This is a genomic window from Arthrobacter agilis (assembly GCF_006494655.1).
Taxonomy (GTDB): domain Bacteria; phylum Actinomycetota; class Actinomycetes; order Actinomycetales; family Micrococcaceae; genus Arthrobacter_D; species Arthrobacter_D agilis.
The window spans coordinates 335,068-354,191 of record NZ_VHIM01000002.1; the positions used below are offsets into that span (position 1 = coordinate 335,068).

Sequence of the window (19,124 nt, forward strand, 5' to 3'; positions counted from 1 at the left end):
CAGGACGAGTGCCGTGAGGAGAGCCGTGCGGGAGGCTCAGGCGCTCTGCGCGGGCCGCTCGTGGTCGACGGGTCTGCGCGGGCCGCTCGTGGTCGACGGGGCAGACGGGGCCCTCGGCGCGCGCGTCGGTCCGGGCCGGGGGAGCCGCGGAGGTCGGAGCTGCGACCGGCACGACGGCGCCACCGGCAGGTGCCGCGGGCCCGGCAGCCTGTTCGGCCGGCAGCATCAGGTCGATACCGTAGAGGGCCTCGAGTCCTGCGGTGTAGTCGTCCTGCCGACCTTCCGCTGCGAGCTCCCGCGCGCGCACGGTCGGGACGTGGAGGAGCTGGCGGACCATGCGGCGGAGGGCGAACTCCACCTCCTCGGCGGCAGCCGTGCATCCGTGCTGGGCGCGGACCCGCTCCATCTCGGAGTCGAGGACCGCCTGCGTGTGCCGTCGGAGGGCCACGATCGCGGCGTTCATGGCCCGCGTCGCCTGCTGTTCCTCGAAGGAGCGCGCGGCGTTGCGCACGAGGTCGGTGGCCTGGGCGAGCGCGTCAGCCTGTTCCTCGGGAGCTGCTGCCCGCACCGATTCCAGGGTGATGAGCTCGACGTCGTCGAGCATGCCCACGGCCGGATCGAAGTCGTGGCTGAGCGCGAGGTCGATGACGACGAGCTGCCGGTTGCTCCCCTCGCGGATGCGCGCGAGATCCGAGGCGTCGATCCGCGCGTCGCTGCCGCTGCAGCCGATCACGGCGTCGGCCCGCCGCATGGCTCCCGGCAGGTCGGAAGCGGTGACGGCGGTACCGCCGCGCGTCGCGACGAATGCCTCGGCCCGGCCGGAGGAGGAGAACACCGAGATGTCCGTGCACCCCCGGTCCTTCAGCGCGGCCATGGCCGCACCCGCGTAGGCGCCCGTCCCGAACAGCACGACGGTCTTGCGTGACCAGTCAGCAGTGTCGGAGAGGTCCCCGGCGAGCTCGAGGGCCACGGACACGATGGACCGCCCGCGGGTGCCGAGGGCGGTCTGCGCGCCGACATCCTTCGCCGTCTTCGATGCGGCCTGGAAGAGGCGGACGAGGCCGCCGCTGGCGGCGCCGGAGCCCTGGGCGTCGATGAGCGCCCGACGGACCTGGCCTGCGATCTCCCGCTCGCCGATCACGGCGGAGTCGAGGCCCGCGCCGACGGCGAAGAGGTGCTCGGCCACGTCCTGTCCCGTGTGGGTCTCGAACGAGGCGGAGACCGACTGCTCAGGGATGCCGGAGTACTCGCTGATGGTGGAGACGATCGCCGAGCGTGCCGCTTCGACGTCTTCGTCCGACGGCGCCTCGGCGTAGATCTCGAAGCGGTTGCAGGTCGCCAGCACGACGGCACCGGAGACCGACCTGTCATCGGCGAGCGCGACTGAAGGGACCTGGGGTGCCCCGACACTGAGCCGGGCGACGGTTTCCAGGTCCACGTTCGAGTGCGTCGCTACGAGAGAAAGAAGTACCACAACTCCTCGATCATACCGAGAAGGCTCCTTCCCCACGGAATAGGTCAGCCTTACCGGGGCTTGCAATCCGCGGAATCATGCGGGATTCTCCGCCTCCGTCCGGGGGGTGATGTTGGCCACGCTCGACGTCGCCCGAACCGGCCCGGTTATCCAAACGATGCGATCTTCGGCAGAATCGGCGGTATGGACCTTGGAGCATCACACCCGCTGGTCGACGGACGCACGTCCGGTTCGGCTCTCATCTCGGCCTATCGGGGACAGACTCCGCAGAGGCGTCCCGTCTGGTTCATGCGCCAGGCCGGCCGGTCACTGCCGGAGTACCGTGCGCTCCGTGAGGGTACGAACATGCTCGAGTCCTGCCTCGACCCGGCGATGGCGTCCGAGATCACGCTGCAGCCCGTCCGCCGCCACGATGTGGACGCCGGCATCTTCTTCTCCGACATCGTCATCCCGCTCAAGCTGGCGGGGGTCGACGTCGACATCGTGCCGGGCGTCGGACCGGTCCTCGGCTCGCCGGTCCGCTCCGCCGCCGACGTCGCCGCGCTCCCGACCCTGACGGAGGAGGCCCTGGAGCCCATCCGACAGGCCGTGGCACTGACCGTTGCCGAACTCGGGACCACGCCGCTCATCGGCTTCGCGGGCGCGCCCTTCACCCTCGCCGCCTACATGGTGGAGGGGAAGCCGTCGAGGGACCACCTCGGCCCGCGCACCATGATGCATGCCGATCCGGAGACCTGGGCGGCGCTCACCGCCTGGGCTGCCGATGCCTCCGGTGCCTTCCTCCGGGCGCAGCTCGAGGCCGGCGCCAGCGCCGCACAGCTGTTCGACTCATGGGCGGGATCGCTCGGCCTGGTCGACTACCGGACGCACGTCGCTCCAGCGTCACGCCGGGCCCTCGATCACGTCCGTGGTCTCGGTGCGCCCCTCATCCACTTCGGCACCGGAACCTCGGAACTGCTCGTGGCCATGCACGAGGTGGGCGTGGACGTGATCGGTGTGGATTACCGGCTGCCCCTCGACGAGGCCAATCGGCGCCTCGGCGGTGCTGTTCCGCTCCAGGGGAACATCGACCCGGCGCTGCTGCCCGCACCCTGGCCCGTGCTCGAACGGCACGTGCGCGAGGTGCTCGCCGCCGGTGCGTCGGCGCCCGGGCACGTGGTGAACCTCGGACACGGCGTGCCGCCGGATACCGATCCCGACGTACTGACGCGGATCGTGGAGCTCATCCACTCCGTGGAGCCCTAGGCGTGGCCAGGGGGACGGGCCTAGGCCGGAGGGACCCGCTGCCCGCGACCGGCGCCCTCGGGGGTGCCGCCGTCGACCACGAGCCGGTATCGGAGCCGGCCTCGGGGCCCGTGTCGGCGTCGGCATCCCCGTCCCCGTCGGTACCGCAGCCGCCCTCGGGATCGGAGTCGGGATCGAAGATTGGCGGAGCGGATGCTGGTGTCGCGGCGAACGAGCTGCCGGCACCGGGTGGATCGGCGAGCTCACGGCCGCAGCCGCGATGCACCGTCGTCGTCATCGGTGGCGGAATGGCGGGCCTCGTCGCCGCCCGCACCCTGCTGGCCCGGGGGATGAATGTGATGGTGCTGGAGAAGTCCGAACGGTTCGGCGGGACCGTCGACGGCAGGTCCCTCGGCGGATTCCGGCTCGACAGTGGCGCGGAGTCGTTCTCCACGCGGTCGGCCACCGTGCCCACGCTCGCAGCCGAGCTCGGCCTGGCGGAGCGCATCGTGGCCCCCGATGCCACCGGCGCCTGGGTACAGCTTCCGGGGAAGAGCCTCAGTGCTTCGGCGCAACCCCTGCCCAACTCGGGGGTGCTAGGGATCCCGGCTGATCCGTCCGATCCGGCCATCACTGCGGTGATCGGCCGCGCCGGCTCCCTGCGCGCGGCGCTCGACAGGGTGCTGCCGGTCGGCTCCCTGGCGACCCGCAGTGGCGTCAGCCTCGGTGAACTCGTCCGGACCCGGATGGGCGAGGAGGTGCTCACCCGCCTGGTCGCGCCCGTCGCCGGCGGGGTGTTCTCCGCGAACCCGGACGACCTCGACGTCGACTCCGTGGCGCCCGGCCTGCGGTCGACCATGGGCAGGGTCGGGTCCCTCGGAGCGGCGGCGGGAGCCCTCCGCGCGGCGGCACCGGCCGGCGCCGCCGTCGGCGGCCTCGCGGGCGGGATGGCGCAACTCCGCGACGCCCTCGTGGAGCGGCTCAGGGCGGACGGCGCCGACCTGCGGACCCGTGAGCAGGTCTCGGTCGTGACCCGTGCCGGTGCGGGCTGGAGCGTGACGACCGAGCATTCGGGCCTCACCCGCCGCATCGGGGCCGACGCCGTCGTCGTGGCGACGGAAGGCCGTTCGGCGGTCGACCTCCTGGCCCCTGCCCTTCCGTCCCTCGCCGGCGAGCGCCCCGATCCTGTCCCCGGCGTGGCCCTCGTGACCCTGATCGTCGACGTGCCGGAACTCGACGCACGGCCACGTGGTACCGGCGTCCTGGTGGCACGCGGTGTCGAAGGTGTGGCCGCGAAGGCCCTGACCCACTCCACCGCGAAGTGGGCGTGGCTGCGGGACCAGGCCGGTCCCGGGTCGCACGTCCTGCGTCTGTCCTTCGGTCGCGTCGGCGACTCGCCCGCCGACGTCGGGCTCGGCTCGCCGGACGACGTCCTGTACCGGCACGCGCTCGCGGACGCCTCGACCCTGCTCGATGTCGCCATCGGGGAGGCCGACGTGCTCGACTGGGACGTCGTGCGCTGGGCGGGCGCCCTGCCGCACGCCTCCGTGGGGCATCGCGAGCGCGTCGCACGCATCCGCTCGATCGTGGCTGCGGCGTCGGATTCCCTCGCCGTGACCGGCGGATGGCTCGCGGGGACGGGACTCGTGGCCGTGATCGACGACGCGAGGGCGCGGGCCACGGCCCTCGCCGATGCGCTGGATCTCGGGTCCACGGCCGACCCGCTGTGACGTTCATCTCTTCTACTCTCTGTAGAAGAGAAAGAATTCGGTTCGACTTCCGGCAAGGGGCAGACTAGGAGCATGACTGAGCCCACCGGTAGCAACCCCTCCCACGCGCCGCAGCAGACCAGTGAGGGCGACGACGCCCCCGGCGAACTGTTCTACACGCTCTGGACGGTCTTCAAGCGAGGTTCGGCGACCACGGACTCCGGCGCACACACCCTCGAGGAGGTCGTCGCGTTCTTCGCCTCCGACGGCGTGGTGCTCCGCGGTTTCTACGACGTCTCGGCCATGCGGGCCGACGCGGACGTCATGGTGTGGCTGCACGGCCCCCGCCCGGAGGAGCTCCAGGCCGCCATCCGGAAGCTGAGGCGGACCGAGGTGTTCGCCGAGACGACCATGGTGTGGTCCGCCATGGGGGTGCACCGCGACGCCGAGTTCTCCAAGTCCCACAGCCCCGCGTTCTCGCGCGGCGTGGCTCCCGCCGAATGGGTCTGTGTGTACCCGTTCGTGCGCTCCTACGAGTGGTACATCCTCCCCACGGACGAGCGCCGGGAGATGCTCATGGACCACGGGCTCAAGGGACGGAAATATCCCCAGGTCATTTCCAACACGGTGTCATCCTTCGCCCTCAACGACTACGAATGGATCCTGGCACTCGAGGCACCCGACCTCGTGGACCTCGTGGACCTCATGCGGTACCTCCGGGAGACCGAGGCGCGCCGCCATGTCCGCGAGGAAGTGCCGTTCTACACGGGCCGGCGGATCAACCACGACGAGATTGCAGAGGTGCTCCAGTGACGACACAGGCATTCAACCCGCTCGACGGAGTCGACGACAACGGCCGGATGGCTCCGAAGGCGTACGACGCCGTCGTCCTCGCCTCCTTCGGAGGCCCGGAGGGGCAGGACGACGTCATCCCCTTCCTCCGTAATGTCACGCGTGGCCGTGGGATCCCCGACGAGCGGCTCGAAGAGGTCTCGCACCACTACCGGGCCTTCGGAGGCGTCAGCCCCATCAACAGCCAGAACCGCGCGCTCCGGGCTGCGATGGAGGCCGAGCTGCGCCGTCGTGGCATCGATCTCCCGGTCTTCTGGGGCAACCGCAATTGGGAGCCGTTCATCGCCGACACGCTGCAGGAGGCGTACGACGCCGGCCACCGCAGGGTGCTCGCCGTGACCACGAGCGCGTACTCGTGCTATTCCAGCTGCCGCCAGTACCGCGAGGACCTCGGTATGGCCCTCGTGAAGACGGGCCTCGAGGGGCGCCTCGAGGTGGACAAGGTCCGCCAGTACTTCGACCACCCCGGCTTCGTCGAGCCCTTCGTGGAGGGCGTGGGCGAAGGCCTGGCGAAAGTCCGCGCCGGCCTGGCCGAGCAGGGCACTCCGGACGCGCCAGTCCACATCATGTTCTCCACGCACTCCATCCCGATGGGCGACGCCGAGGCCGCCAGACCGCACGACGCTGAGGGCGGGCCGGCCTACGAGGAGGGCGCCTACGTGGCGCAGCACCTCGCCACCGCGCAGGCCGTGCTCGACAGGATTCCGGAGGCCGCGGGCGTCGAGTGGTCGCTCGTCTACCAGTCCCGTTCGGGCGCCCCGCACATCCCGTGGCTCGAACCCGACATCAGCGATGCCCTCAGGGATCGCTACGAGGGTGGCACGCGCGGCGTCGTCATCGTGCCGCTCGGCTTCGTCTCGGACCACATGGAGGTCGCGTGGGACCTCGACACCGAGGCGCTCGAGACCTGCGGCGAGCTGGGCATCGTGGCCGACCGCGTGCCCACGCCGGGGACGCACGTGAAGTTCGTCGAGGGCCTGATCGATCTCATCCTCGAACGGACCGTCGAGAACAACATCGCCGACCGCCCGTCCGCCACGGCCCTGGGTCCGTGGTTCGACGTCTGCCGGCCGAACTGCTGCGCCAATCGGCGCGGCGAGAAGCCGACCATCGCAGCCGTCGACTCCACCGTGGGGACGCCGCTGCCCAACCCGGGAATGTGATGTCGACGGGTACGGACATGCGGGACGGCACACGGCCCTCCGGTGGGCCCGCGGCCATCCGGGTGGGAACGCGGGGCAGCGCCCTTGCGATGACCCAGACGACGACGGTCGCGGAACGCGTGGCGGAACTCGCGGAACTTCCGTACGAGCTTGTGCGGATCCGGACCGAGGGCGACGTCCTCCGGGGATCGCTCTCGCAGATCGGCGGCACCGGGGTCTTCGTCGCCGCGCTGCGGGACGCCCTGCTGGAGGAGCGTTGCGACATCGCCGTGCACTCGCTGAAGGACCTTCCGACCCTGCCGGCACCCGGTCTCACGGTGGCGTCCGTCCCGGAGCGCGAGGACGTCCGTGACGCCCTGTGCGCCCGTGACGGGCTGACGCTCGCGACACTGCCCGACGGCGCGCGCGTCGGAACGGGATCGCCGCGCCGGGCCGCCCAGCTCCGCGCGGCCCGCCCCGGGCTCGACGTCGTGGACATCCGCGGCAACGTCGACACGCGTCTCGGCCGAGTCGCAGGACTCGTCATCGGCGCGCCCGGCGACCTCGACGCCGTCGTGCTCGCCGCCGCAGGCCTTCGCCGGCTGGGGCGCGACGACGCCATCACCGAACTGATCGATACCGACGTCATGCTCCCCGCTCCCGGACAGGGAGCGCTGGCCGTGGAATGCCGTGAGGCCGACACGACCCCCGGCATGCGTGAGGCGCTCGCCGCGTACGACCACGCACCGACACGCCTCGCGGTGACCGCGGAGCGCGCCGTGCTGCTGCAGCTCGAGGCAGGGTGCTCGGCGCCGATCGGCGCGCTGGCCCATCTCCGGGGCGACCAGCTGGCACTCGAAGCGGTGGTGTGCAGTCTCGATGGCAGGTCGATCCTCCGACTGACGCGTTCGGCTCCCGCCACCGATGCGACGGCGGCGGCGCGGCTGGGCCTCGGACTCGCCGAGGACCTCCTCGCTGCCGGCGCCGCCGACATCGCGCCGCTGAGCAGCTAGTTCCGGTGGTCGACGAACGCGCCCGCCGGAGCGTGATCGTGCTGCGGCACCCGTCGCGGGCGGTCCGGATCGCCGACACCCTGGCGCGCGCGGGGATGAACGTCTCGGCGATGCCGCTCACCGACACCGAGTTGCCCCTGGACGTCGAGGCCGTCACGGGGGCGCTCGCGTCGCTGGCCCGGGGTGACTACCGGTGGTTCGTGGTCACGAGCGGCAACGCCGTGCGGGCTCTCGACCTCATGGCCCGTGAACGTACCGCGGGTGCAGCACGGCTTGCCGTGGGCGGCGGAACGGGAGTCGCCGCCGTCGGGTCCGCCACCGCGCGCCTGCTCGAGGAGGCGGGGGTCACCGTCGACCTGGTGCCGGCGGAGGCGTCCGCCCGGGGCCTGCTGCGCGCCCTCGGGGGCGGTGAGGGGAGGATTCTCCTCCCGCAGGCGGACCTCGCACCCGACGACCTCCGTGCTGGACTCAGGGATCTCGGGTGGTCGGTGGACCGCGTGGAGGCCTATCGGACGGTCCCGTACCCGGCTCGTACCACCAGGCGTGTACCAGGGGTCGTTGAGGACGGAGTGCCGCCGCCCCTGGTGTCACCGGCGGACGTCCTTGCCCTGGCGGCGTCGGGTGTCCAGCCCGCCGTCGTCTTCACCGCGCCGAGCACGGTGAAGCAGTTCCGTGAAAAGCTGGGCGGCGGGTCCCTGGCGTTCCACCCCGTCGCCATCGGATCCACGACCGCAGCGGCGCTGCGCGGCGAGGGCTGGGAACCGGGAGCAACGGCGTCGGGTCCGACCCCGGAAGCCATCTCTGTGGCTGTCGGCACCGCCTTCAGCAGGACGCCGGAGATCCTGGGACCGGTACCACCGGTACCACCGGTACCACCGTCGTCACCCGCTTCAGCATCGTCTGCACAATCGCCAGCACCCGCTTCAGCATCATCGATCGGAGATCAGCCATGAGTTTCCCCCAGCACCGCCCACGCAGGCTGCGCTCGACACCCGCGCTGCGACGCATGGTGGCCGAGTACCGCGTGCATCCGTCCGAGCTGATCCTGCCCGCCTTCATCCGTGAAGGGCTCACCGAGCCCTCACCCATCCTGTCCATGCCCGGCGTCGTGCAGCACACCACGGACTCGCTGAGACGAGCCGCGGCGGAAGCCGTCCAGCGGGGCGTGGGCGGCATCATGCTGTTCGGCATCCCCGAACACCGCGACGCCACGGGCAGCGCCGGAATCGACCCCGACGGTGTGCTCAACCGGGCGATCGCCGACGTCCGGGCCGAGGTCGGCGATGCACTCGTCGTCATGAGCGACGTGTGCCTCGACGAGTTCACCGATCACGGGCACTGCGGCGTGCTCGCGGAGGACGGTTCGGTGGACAACGACGAGACGCTCGCGCTCTACGCGCAGATGGCCGTCGCGCAGGCCAACGCAGGCGCGCACGTGCTCGGCCCCTCGGGGATGATGGACGGCCAGGTCGCCGTCATCCGCCAGGCGCTCGACGAGGCGGGACACCGGGACACCGTGGTGCTCGCCTACGCGGCGAAGTACGCCTCGGCGTTCTACGGTCCGTTCCGCGAAGCGGTCGACTCGCAGCTCACCGGCGACCGCCGGACCTACCAGATGGATGCAGCCAACCGCCGGGAAGCGATCCTCGAGGTCGAACTCGACATCGAGGAGGGCGCGGACATGGTGATGGTCAAGCCCGCCATGAGTTACCTGGACATCCTCGCCGACGTCGCTGCGATGTCCCCCGTCCCGGTGGCCGCCTATCAGATCTCCGGCGAGTACGCGATGATCGAGGCCGCCGCCGCGAACGGCTGGATCGACCGCCGTCGCGCCATCGAGGAATCCGTCCTCGGGATCAAGCGCGCCGGCGCGCAGATGATCCTCACCTACTGGGCCTCCGAGCTTGCGCTCTGGCTCGACGAATCCCACAGCTAAGGAACCCTGACATGAACCCCTCGACGTCCGACGCCCTCTACGACCGCGCCCGCGCCCTCATGCCGGGTGGTGTCAACTCACCCGTCCGCGCCTTCGGGTCGGTGGGTGGCACGCCGCGTTTCCTCGTCGATGCGCACGGCGCCTACGTGACCGATGCCGACGGCAAGGAGTACGTCGACCTCGTCTGCTCGTGGGGACCGGCACTGCTCGGGCACTCGCACCCGGAGGTCATCGCCGCCGTGCACCGCGCCGTCGACCACGGGCTCACCTTCGGAGCCTCGACGCCCGCCGAGGCGGACCTCGCGCAGCTGGTGAAGGAGCGGGTGCCCGCCGTGGAGCTCCTGCGCATGGTCTCGACCGGCACCGAGGCGACCATGACGGCCGTCCGCCTGGCACGCGGGTTCACCTCGCGCAACCTGATCGTCAAGTTCGCCGGCTGCTATCACGGCCACGTCGACAGCCTGCTCGCCTCGGCGGGCTCCGGTGTCGCGACGCTCGCCCTGCCGGGTTCCGCAGGTGTCACCGAGGCCACGACCGCGGAGACCCTGGTGCTGCCGTACAACGACGTCGAAGCCGTCGAGGAGGCCTTCCGCACGCACGGCGAGCACATCGCGGCCGTGATCACCGAGGCGGCGCCCGCGAACATGGGTGTCGTCACACCCGCTCCGGGCTTCAACGCCTTCCTGAGCCGCATCACCTCCGAGCACGGAGCGCTGTTCATCGTCGACGAGGTCATGACCGGGTTCAGGACGCATGCCGGCGGCTACTGGAAGCTGACGGGCGGTGCCGACGACGCGGAGCACCCCTGGACACCCGACCTCCTGACGTTCGGCAAGGTCATCGGCGGCGGCATCCCGGCCGCTGCCCTCGGTGGGCGGGCCGACGTCATGAACTACCTCGCCCCGATCGGGCCCGTCTACCAGGCGGGAACGCTGTCGGGCAATCCGATCGCCATGGCCGCGGGCGTCGCGACACTGACGGCCGCGACCGAGGACGTGTACCGCCACGTTGACGCGCGGTCGCTCGAGGTGAGCGAGGCACTGTCCGCAGAGCTCTCCGCAGCGGGGGTCGACCATTCGATCCAGCGGGCGGGCAACCTGTTCAGCGTCGCCTTCGGTACGGCCGAGAACGGCGTGCGCAACTACGCCGACGCGCAGGGCCAGGAGGCCTTCCGCTACGGCGCCTTCTTCCACTCCATGCTCGACTCGGGCGTCTACCTGCCGCCGTCTGTGTACGAGGCCTGGTTCCTGTCCGCAGCACACGATGACGCCGCGATGGAGCGGATCCATGCGGCGCTGCCCGCTGCGGCCCGAGTGGCCGCGGAAGCCGTGCCCGTGGACTGAAGCGGGAGAAGCCCGGCGGAGGGAACGGTCCTGCTCCGAGGAATCGTTGCGCGATCCGCCCGTCGGTGGTGACCGCCCGCACTGTTCAGACGACGGCCGTGAGCCGGGGCTCCGTGATCGATCGCCCCGGCTCCGGAGACGCCACGCGGTCCGGGACCACGGGCCACGCCCGCTCGATGACGGCGCCCGGCTCGCTGCGGCGGAGGTACTCCTCGAAGTTCGCGGCCTGCCGGTCGGCCCACACGATGAGTGAGGCATGGAGGTCGACGGCGGGGCGCTGCAGGAAGGCGTACCGGTCGGCGAGGACGCGCCCGACCTCGAGTGTCGCGAGGACATCGGCCGACGAGGTGTGGGCGTTCTGGAAATCCACGCCGTAGTGCTCGCAGAGCGCCGTCAGGGTCCGCTTGCCGCGCCGGTAGCGGTCGGCCTGCTTGTCCATGATGAACGGATCGATCACGGGGCCCGGCAGCGGAACGTCGATCGCGTGCCGGCGTCCCTCCTGCGCGAGCACCGTGAAGTCGTAGCGTGCGTTGTAGGCGAGCACCGGGACGCCGTCCGCGAACAGTCGCGCGAGGACTCCGGCGATGCTCCGCACCACGTCGGCCGCGGGCTGCCCGTGAGCGAGTGCTTGGGCCGTCGTGATGCCATGGATGGCCGAAGCTCCTTCCGGGATCTCCACGCCGGGATCGGCGAGCCATTCGTGGTGTTCGAGCACGTCGCCGCGACCATCGACCAGGATGACCGTCGCCGTGACGATCCGGGCGGACATCGGGTCCCGTCCTGTCGTCTCGAGGTCGAAGGCCGCCCTCGGCTCCATGTGCCAGCTCGTCATGGACACACGGTACTGGCGTGCTCCGACCAATTGAGGGCACCGCACCGATCTCGCCGAGGTCATGACACAGAACAACTAGGGTGGACTGCATGCTGAACGGACCCGGAGCCCTCAGGACGTGCGGACACGAGGGACCCGACCGCGCCGGTGGACGGGCGCGGACCCGGGTCGACGCGGCGGCCTTCGCCGAGGCAGTCCTCGATGTCACCTGCCTCATCCCGTCGGGTCATGTCCTCACCTACGGAGACATCGCGGAACTCCTGGGCCACGGCGGTCCCCGCCAGGTCGGCAGAGCGCTGTCACGTGGCTCCCGGGAGGTCCCCTGGTGGCGCGTGCTGCGCTCGGGAGGCCACCCCGCCGTCGGCCTGGCGCTCCGGGCGCGCCCCCACTACGAGGCGGAGGGAACGGCGCTGCGCGTTCCCGCCGGCGCCCACGGTGCTGAGGAGTACCGGGTGGATCTCGCCGCCGCTCGCTGGTGGCCGTCGGAGGCGGACCACGCGACAGTGGAAGCGCTCAGCAGCGCTCTGGAAGGATTCGGCCCGTAGGGGAGCGGCGCCGTTGCGGTACCGCTGTTTGTCCGTGGCGTGTGGTGGTGTTGAGACATGACCAGCACCGTCCACGAGGCTCCGATCGAGCAATCCACCGGGTCACTCTCCGATGAGGCGGTGACCGGCTACGAGACCGTGCTCCGGTCTCTGCAGGACCGATCCGGGCAGATCCTCGTCCTCGGTGCGCCGGGCAGCGGGAAATCATCGCTCCTCACCGATCTGGCGGTCCACCGCATCCAGGCCGGCGCCGTCGATCCCGAAGGCCTGCTGCTGCTCGGCCCCACGCGTGCCGCCGCCACCCGGCTGCGCGACGAGCTGACCGCCAAACTCGACCGGAGCATCAGCACGGCGCCGGCCCGCACCTGGGCCTCCTACGCGTTCGACCTCATCCGCCGCGCCCGGGCCGAGGGCCGAACCCCCGGCATCCCGCGGGCGCCGCGCCTGCTCTCGGGTGCCGAGCAGGATCTGATCATCAAGGAGCTCCTGTCCGGCCACGGACGTGACGGCGCCCCGGCTCTCGACTGGCCCCCGGGGCTGGCGCTCGCACTCCCGACGCGCGGCTTCCGCCAGGAGATCCGGGACCTGTTCGACCGCGTGAGCGAGTACGGCGTGACGGCGGAGGACCTCTCCTCCTGGGGTGAGAGATTCGACCGGCCGGACTGGGTGGCAGCGGCGGAGCTCTACCGGGAATACCGCGATGTGCTCGATCTGAGGATGCCCGAGGCCTTCGATCCCGCCGGCATCCTGACGGCGGCCCGGGAGATCCTCGAGACGGACCGCGACTTCCTCGACGGAGAACGGCGCCGCCTCCAGTTCGTCCTCGTCGACGACTACCAGGAGGCCAACCCCGCCGTCCACGCCCTGCTGGGGTTGATCGGGGAGAAGAGGGACGTGGTCATCACCTCCTGCCCCGACACCGTGGCCCAGGGATTCCGCGGCGCGCGGCCCGAACTGGTGGGACGCCTCTCCACGCTGTTCCGGCGCGGGCCCGGTCTCAGCACGGTGACGCTGCCCGGATCCCTGACCCTCTCGGGCGCACTCGCCGCAGGGTGGACACGCGTGGCGTCCCGGATCGCCACGACGGGTGTCAGCACGGCGTACCGCGCACTACCCGCAATCATGGCCGGCCCGGAGGAAGGAGGGTCGCCGGGCGGTGCGGCGCCGGGATCGACCACCCAGGATGCTCTGCTCACGACGCCGGTCCCGGTGGGCGGACGCCCGGGACCCGCCGTGTCCGCGCACCTCCTCGACAGCGCGTTCCACGAACAACGCTTCATCACGCAGCGCATCCTCGAAGCCCACCTGTACTCCGAACGCAGCCTCGACGACATCGCGGTCATCGTCAGGAACGGGGCGCAGGTCTCGGCGGTGCAACGCTTCCTGACCGCACAGGGTATCGCGGTGAATGTCCCTGCAGCCGAGACGGCCATCCGGGAGGAACCGGCCGTGCGGCCGCTCCTGGAGCTCTACGCGGTCGTCGTCGGGCGGGCCGAACTGGACACCGAGCTCTGTGTCTCGCTGTTGACCTCGAGGATCGGTGGTGCGGGCAGCCTCGAGCTGCGCAGGCTGCGCCAGGTCCTGCGTCGCACCGAACTGCTGCAGGGTGGAGGACGCACGAGCGACGAGCTGCTCACGGCCCTGTTCTCCTCCCCGGAGGAGATCGCAGCGCTCCCCACGGAAGGCGCCCCGGCACGTCGTCTGTTCCGGATGCTGGAAGCGGGGCGGCAGGCCGTCGCCGATCCTGCCCGCGACCCCGAAACGGTGTTGTGGGCTCTCTGGTCCGCCTCGGGGCTGGCCCGCACGTGGTCTGCCTCAGCACTGTCGGAGGGGCCATCCGCTGCGCGCGCGGATCGCGACCTCGACGCCATGATGGCTCTGTTCCACACCGCCGAACGCTTCGTCGAGCAGATGCCGGGCGCAGACCCTGGACTGTTCCTCGACTACATCCTCAGCCAGGACATCCCGATGGACACCCTGGCGGAGCGCACCCGACGGCAGGCCTCCGTCTCCGTCATGACTCCTGCGAGCGCGGCAGGGCGGCACTGGCCACTCGTGATCGTGGCGGGCGTCCAGGACGGCACCTGGCCGAACCTGCGCCTGCGCGGGGAGCTTCTCGGGTCGGGTGAGCTGCGCGCGTTGCTGGACCACGGCGCTTCCTTCCGCGCGACGCGCGACCCGGTCTCGCAGGTGCAGGACATCCGGTTCGACGAACTCCGCACGTTCTCGCTCGCGGTCTCGCGGGCCACCGAGGAACTGATCTGCTGCGCGGTCTCCTCGCAGGACGAGCAGCCCTCACAATTCCTCGATGTCCTCGCGCCGTTGCCGGCCGGTGTCGGGGAGAGGCCCCGCACGCAGGTCCTCCGCCCGGTCACCCTGCGCGCGCTCGTCGCAGAACTCCGCACCTTCGCCCAGGACCCCCGAGGCGGGACGGTCGCCGACGAGGCGGTCGGGCACCTGGGGCGGATGTCCATCACCGAACCACCCGTGCCCGGAGCCCACCCCGGGCAATGGTGGGGGGTCCTGGGGCTGAGCTCCGCGGAACCGGTGGTGCCGGCCGGGCAGCCGGTGCCGGTGTCGCCGTCCAAGGTCGAGTCGGTCCTCACCTCGCCGCTGAGCTGGTTCGTCTCGGCTGCAGGGGGTGAGCGGACCACCGACTTCGCGCGGTCCCTCGGGACGCTGGTCCACCAGATCGCCCAGGACCTGCCGGACGCGACCGGCCACGAGTACGTGCGGGAGCTCGAGCGCCGCTGGCCTCAACTGGGCATCGGCGACACCTGGGAGGGCCACGCCGACTTCAAGCGAGCAGAGGGCATGGTCCGGAAACTCGCCGCCTACGTTCTGGCGTCCCGGAAGGACGGTCGCTCACTTCTGGCCACGGAAGTCGACTTCTCCATCGATCTCGACGTCGAGATCGACGGAGCCGCGAGAGTGGCACGGTTGCGCGGACAGATCGACCGGCTCGAACTGGACGAGGAAGGACGCTTCGTCGTGGTCGACCTGAAGACCGGCAGGAGTGCTCCGGCGGTCGCCGACATCGTCCGCCATCCGCAGCTCGCCGCCTACCAGACCGCGGTGGCAGCCGGCGCCCTGGCGAAGGACGACGATCAGCCCGACGACCCGGCCCGTTCGCAGCCGCCCGGCGGCCCGCTCGATCCTCAGAACGATGCCACGACTCACGATGCCACGACTCACGATGCCACCAGGCCCGGTGGCGCGGCCCTGGTGCAGCTGGGGACGACATCGAAGGGCGTGGCCGTCCAGCAGCAGCCGCCGATCGGCACCGACGATGCGTGGGCGCACGCGATGATCGAGGACGCCGCCGGTCTGATGGCGGCCTCGACCTTCGAGACCATTCACGACCCCCGGCGCTCGGGCTTCGGCGGCAGCGGCTGCCGCCTGCCGGAGATCTGCCCACTGTGTGAAGAAGGACACCAGGTGACGCAACCATGAACCCCTCGACGACGAGCGAGTCGCCGATTTCGCCCTCATCTCCCGAGGGAGAGGACAACGCGCCGGTTCTCGGCCGGGTGCGCTACAGCGCGCGCCGGCTCGCGGAGCTCCTCCACGCCGACGCGGACAGCGATGTGCAGTATCCCACCGACGAGCAGGCACGCGTCATCGAGGCGCCGCTCGAGCCACTCCTCGTGATCGCGGGAGCGGGATCGGGAAAGACCAAGACCATGGCCGACCGCGTGGTCTGGCTCGTCGCGAACGGCTTGGTCCGCCCGGAGCAGATTCTCGGAGTGACCTTCACGCGCAAGGCGGCCGGTGAACTGTCCTCGCGGGTCCGCCAGCGCCTGGCGCAGCTCTATGCAGCGCGGGCGAGCGCCGGCGTGGGCGGAGACACGGACGTCGAGGACCGCCTCGATCCCACCATCTCGACCTACCACTCCTTCGCGAACGGGATCGTTCAGGACTACGGGCTCCGGATCGGCGTGGAGCGTGACTCCGTGATGCTGGGAACCGCGCAGTCCTGGCAGCTGGCGCATGCCGTGCTGGAGGGCTACGACGGCGAGTGGGAGCACTTCACGGCGGCGAAGAGCACCCTGGTCAAGGCGGTTCTCGGGATGGCCGGGGAATGCGCGGAACACCTCGTCGCTCCATCCATGGTCCGTCAGGAGTTGCGGCGAACCATCGACCACGTCGTGGGACTGCCCTACGTAGCCGGCAGCACCAGGCCGGCCGCGCAGAAAGTACACGAGCTTCTCGACAAGCTGCGGACACGTGTGACGGTGACCGAGCTCGTCGAACTATACGGCTCGGCGAAGCTCGCGCGGCGCAATCTCGATTTCGGGGACCTGGTGTCCCTCGCGGCGAGAATCGCGAGGGACGTGCCGGAGGCCGGCGTGGCCGAGCGGGACAAGTACCGTGTCGTGCTCCTCGATGAGTTCCAGGACACCTCGCACGCGCAGATGGTGTTGTTCTCGCGTCTTTTCGCCGACGGACGATCCGTCACGGCGGTCGGTGATCCCCACCAGTCCATCTATGGATTCCGGGGAGCGTCTGCAGGACAGCTGCGCACGTTCCGTATGGCGTTTCCCCGCTCCTCGCCCGACGGATTGCAGCCCTCCTCCGTGGCCCACCTCTCCGTGGCCTGGCGTAACTCGACGGCGATCCTCGAGGCCGCGAACACGGTCTCCGCGCCTTTGAACCGGGCCGCGCTCTGGCTTCGGAACACCGCGGTCCAGCAGGTTCCCGGCCTCGGAGCGCGTCCGCGCGCGCCGCTCGGAGAGGTCGTCCTGGGGCGCTTCCTCACGGACGCCCCGATCCCGGACGACGTCGGGCACGGCAGCAGGGCCGGCAGGACCAACACGGCCACCACGGCCACCACGGACCGTACAGACAGCGGGACCAGCACGGCCAGCACAGACAGCAGGACCAGCACGGCCAGTACAGACAGCACGGACGGCACGGACGGCGGCCGCAGTATCAGCGAAGCCGAGGCGGTCGCCCTGGAGGTGCTGCGGCAACGGCGGCGCTCGTTCGAGGCGGACGACGACGGAAGTCCCTTGCGGCCGACGATGGCGGTGCTGTGCCGAGGGCGCAAGCAGTTCGAACCGATCCGGCGGGAGCTCGAGCGGAACGGTGTGCCGGTTCAGGTGGTGGGACTCGGCGGGCTGCTGCGCACTCCCGAGGTCGTCGATCTTCTGGCGACGCTCAGGGTCCTCGGAGATCCGGACCGGTCGGATTCGATGCTGCGGCTCCTGGCGGGAGCCCGCTGGCGGCTCGGGCCGGCCGACCTCATGGCGCTCGGCGACTGGTCGAAGCAGCTCGCCAGGACACGGGAAGCGATGTTCCGGCGCGGAACGTCCGGTGAGCAGGACCCCGACGAGGACCAGATCCGGGATCTCGTGGTCGCTCCCGACCTCGCCGAGGCCGGGAGTCTGGTCGAAGCCGTGGATCATCTTCCGCCGGCGGACTGGGTGTCCTCGGCCGGTCGATCGCTCAGCCCGGTTGCCCGGGAACGGCTCGACGTCCTGCGCCGCGAGTTGCGGGGCCTTCGCGCGTTCGTCGGCGACGACCTCGGCACCATGATCGGCGAGGTCGAACGCACCATGCTGCTCGATATCGAGGTGGCTGCGAAACCCGGCGTCAGCATTCACGAGGCCCGACGCAACCTCGACGCCTTCACGGAGGCCGCGGCGGGGTTCGTGGCAAGCGCAGAACGTGTGGACCTCGCGGCTTTCCTTTCCTGGTTGGAGGCGGCTGACCAGGAGGAGGACGGCCTGCCGGTCACACAGCTCGAAGCCAGCAGGGACGCGGTGCAGCTGCTCACCGTGCACGCCTCCAAAGGCCTCGAATGGGACGTGGTCTTCGTTCCGGGCCTGAACGAGAAGTCCTTTCCGAGCGGCAAGGACTCGCGGTGGAGCAGCGGTGACGCAGCCATCCCGTGGCCTCTGCGCGGAGACGCGGCGGAGCTTCCCCAGTGGGACTGGGAGCAACCAGACCAGAAGCAGTGGCTCACGAGTGAGAAGGAGTTCGCCGACGACGCAAAGGTTCACGCCGAGCGTGAGGAACGCCGACTGGCCTACGTCGCGTTCACGCGCGCCAAGCACGTCCTCGTCTGCACCTCATCCGCCTGGGGTGGGGGGCGGTCCCGGCCGTCCGCGCCGTCGTCGTACCTCATGGACCTCCTGACGATCGCCGGGAGCGGCGCACCCGGCTTCTCGACGCCGCACTGGCTGGAAGATGGCGCCGAGGGGGAGACGAACCCGGCGATCTCCCGCCCCGAACGCGGTGTCTGGCCGTTCGACCCGCTCGGTGCACGGCGGGACGACCTCGAGCGGGCCGCGCGCGCCGTCCTCGAGCAGGCCGCCGAACCCACCCCGGGGGTGGAGGTCGATGACGGACGCTGGGGGCGGGAGGTGAGGCTCCTGCTGGCCCGCCAGGCACGGGAGCGCGAGCGGCTCCCGCTGGTGCTGCCGGCACACATCTCCGCATCCACGCTCGTGCAGCTCGGCGAGGACCCGGAAGCAGTGCTGGAGCAGCTACGCCGCCCCCTTCCCCGACGGCCGGGCTCGGCTGCGCGGAAAGGAACCGCCTTCCACGCCTGGATCGAGGAGTTCTACGGATCTGGCGGCATGCTCGACCTCGGGGAGTACCCGGGCGGGGCGGATGCTCACGTCGATGAGACGCTGGGCCTGCAGGAAATGGCTGACATCTTCGAACGCTCCGAATGGGCGCTGCGCGAGCCCTTCGCGGTCGAGGCTCCCATCGAGACGAAGATCGGCGGCGTCGTCGTGCGCGGCCGGATCGACGCCGTCTTCCGGGACGCGGACGGCGGGTGGGATCTCATCGACTGGAAGACCGGGCGACCGCCCGGCCGCGAGCAGCGGGAGGCCAAGGCAGTTCAGCTCGCGGTCTATCGGCTGGCATGGTCACGCCTGAAAGAGGTGCCCCTCGACACCGTGCGGGCGGCGTTCTTCTACGTCGCGGACAACCTGGTGGTCCGGCCCCATGACCTCGCGGAGGCGGACGAGCTCGAAGCCATCATCGGGCGTGCACATGCGGCAACCGGTCGGCCGTTCTAGCGCTCGAGGAGCCTTCCGTC

Annotated in this window: 12 protein-coding genes and 1 pseudogene; 11 read left to right on the forward strand and 2 right to left on the reverse strand. The window is 70.7% G+C overall.

Annotated elements, in window-relative coordinates; genetic code table 11:
• Positions 1–190: 190 nt before the first annotated feature.
• Positions 191–1,474: pseudogene (locus tag FJV46_RS04375) on the reverse strand (glutamyl-tRNA reductase); the annotation flags it as partial.
• Positions 1,475–1,657: 183 nt separating this feature from the next.
• On the opposite strand from FJV46_RS04375, the gene hemE reads away from it, so the two are divergent.
• From hemE to hemL, 8 genes are all read left to right on the forward strand, one after another.
• Positions 1,658–2,719 (forward strand): uroporphyrinogen decarboxylase, encoded by a 1,062-nt coding sequence (hemE, locus tag FJV46_RS04380; RefSeq protein WP_087029547.1) that lies wholly within the window; start codon positions 1,658–1,660, stop codon positions 2,717–2,719.
• Positions 2,720–2,934: 215 nt separating this feature from the next.
• Entirely contained in the window at positions 2,935–4,428 is a 1,494-nt protein-coding gene (hemG, locus tag FJV46_RS04390; RefSeq protein ID WP_275668126.1) for a protoporphyrinogen oxidase, read from the forward strand.
• Positions 4,429–4,500: 72 nt separating this feature from the next.
• On the forward strand, positions 4,501–5,220 hold the full coding sequence (gene hemQ / locus FJV46_RS04395) for a hydrogen peroxide-dependent heme synthase (protein WP_087029544.1): 720 nt from the start codon (positions 4,501–4,503) through the stop codon (positions 5,218–5,220).
• A gap of 47 nt (positions 5,221–5,267) precedes the next feature.
• Positions 5,268–6,422 (forward strand): ferrochelatase, encoded by a 1,155-nt coding sequence (locus FJV46_RS04400; RefSeq protein WP_087030312.1) that lies wholly within the window; start codon positions 5,268–5,270, stop codon positions 6,420–6,422.
• On the forward strand, positions 6,422–7,414 hold the full coding sequence (hemC, locus tag FJV46_RS04405; protein WP_232008422.1) for a hydroxymethylbilane synthase: 993 nt from the start codon (positions 6,422–6,424) through the stop codon (positions 7,412–7,414). The genes FJV46_RS04400 and hemC overlap by 1 nt, the downstream gene beginning before the upstream one ends.
• A gap of 5 nt (positions 7,415–7,419) precedes the next feature.
• The gene (locus FJV46_RS04410; RefSeq protein ID WP_087029542.1) at positions 7,420–8,367 is read left to right on the forward strand and encodes a uroporphyrinogen-III synthase; all 948 of its coding nucleotides are present in this window, start codon (positions 7,420–7,422) and stop codon (positions 8,365–8,367) included.
• Positions 8,364–9,350: a porphobilinogen synthase gene (gene hemB, locus FJV46_RS04415; RefSeq protein ID WP_087029541.1), complete on the forward strand. Its 987-nt coding sequence runs from the start codon at positions 8,364–8,366 to the stop codon at positions 9,348–9,350. The genes FJV46_RS04410 and hemB overlap by 4 nt, the downstream gene beginning before the upstream one ends.
• Positions 9,351–9,361: 11 nt before the next feature.
• Positions 9,362–10,693 (forward strand): glutamate-1-semialdehyde 2,1-aminomutase, encoded by a 1,332-nt coding sequence (gene hemL, locus FJV46_RS04420; RefSeq protein WP_087029539.1) that lies wholly within the window; start codon positions 9,362–9,364, stop codon positions 10,691–10,693.
• A gap of 85 nt (positions 10,694–10,778) precedes the next feature.
• On the opposite strand, the gene FJV46_RS04425 is transcribed toward hemL, so the two are convergent.
• Positions 10,779–11,525 (reverse strand): 3'-5' exonuclease, encoded by a 747-nt coding sequence (locus FJV46_RS04425; protein WP_087030305.1) that lies wholly within the window; start codon positions 11,523–11,525, stop codon positions 10,779–10,781.
• Positions 11,526–11,614: 89 nt separating this feature from the next.
• On the opposite strand from FJV46_RS04425, the gene FJV46_RS04430 reads away from it, so the two are divergent.
• The 3 genes from FJV46_RS04430 to FJV46_RS15515 are packed head-to-tail and all read left to right on the forward strand — an operon-like array spanning position 11,615 to position 19,104.
• A complete protein-coding gene (locus FJV46_RS04430) occupies positions 11,615–12,070 on the forward strand; it encodes an MGMT family protein (RefSeq protein WP_087029538.1) in 456 nt (151 codons plus the stop codon).
• Positions 12,071–12,127: 57 nt separating this feature from the next.
• Positions 12,128–15,523, forward strand: coding sequence for an ATP-dependent helicase (locus FJV46_RS04435; protein ID WP_232008421.1), 3,396 nt, complete (start codon positions 12,128–12,130; stop codon positions 15,521–15,523).
• Complete coding sequence (locus tag FJV46_RS15515) at positions 15,520–19,104, forward strand: ATP-dependent helicase (RefSeq protein ID WP_232008420.1); 3,585 nt, start codon at positions 15,520–15,522, stop codon at positions 19,102–19,104. The genes FJV46_RS04435 and FJV46_RS15515 overlap by 4 nt, the downstream gene beginning before the upstream one ends.
• The last annotated feature ends 20 nt before the right edge of the window (positions 19,105–19,124 follow it).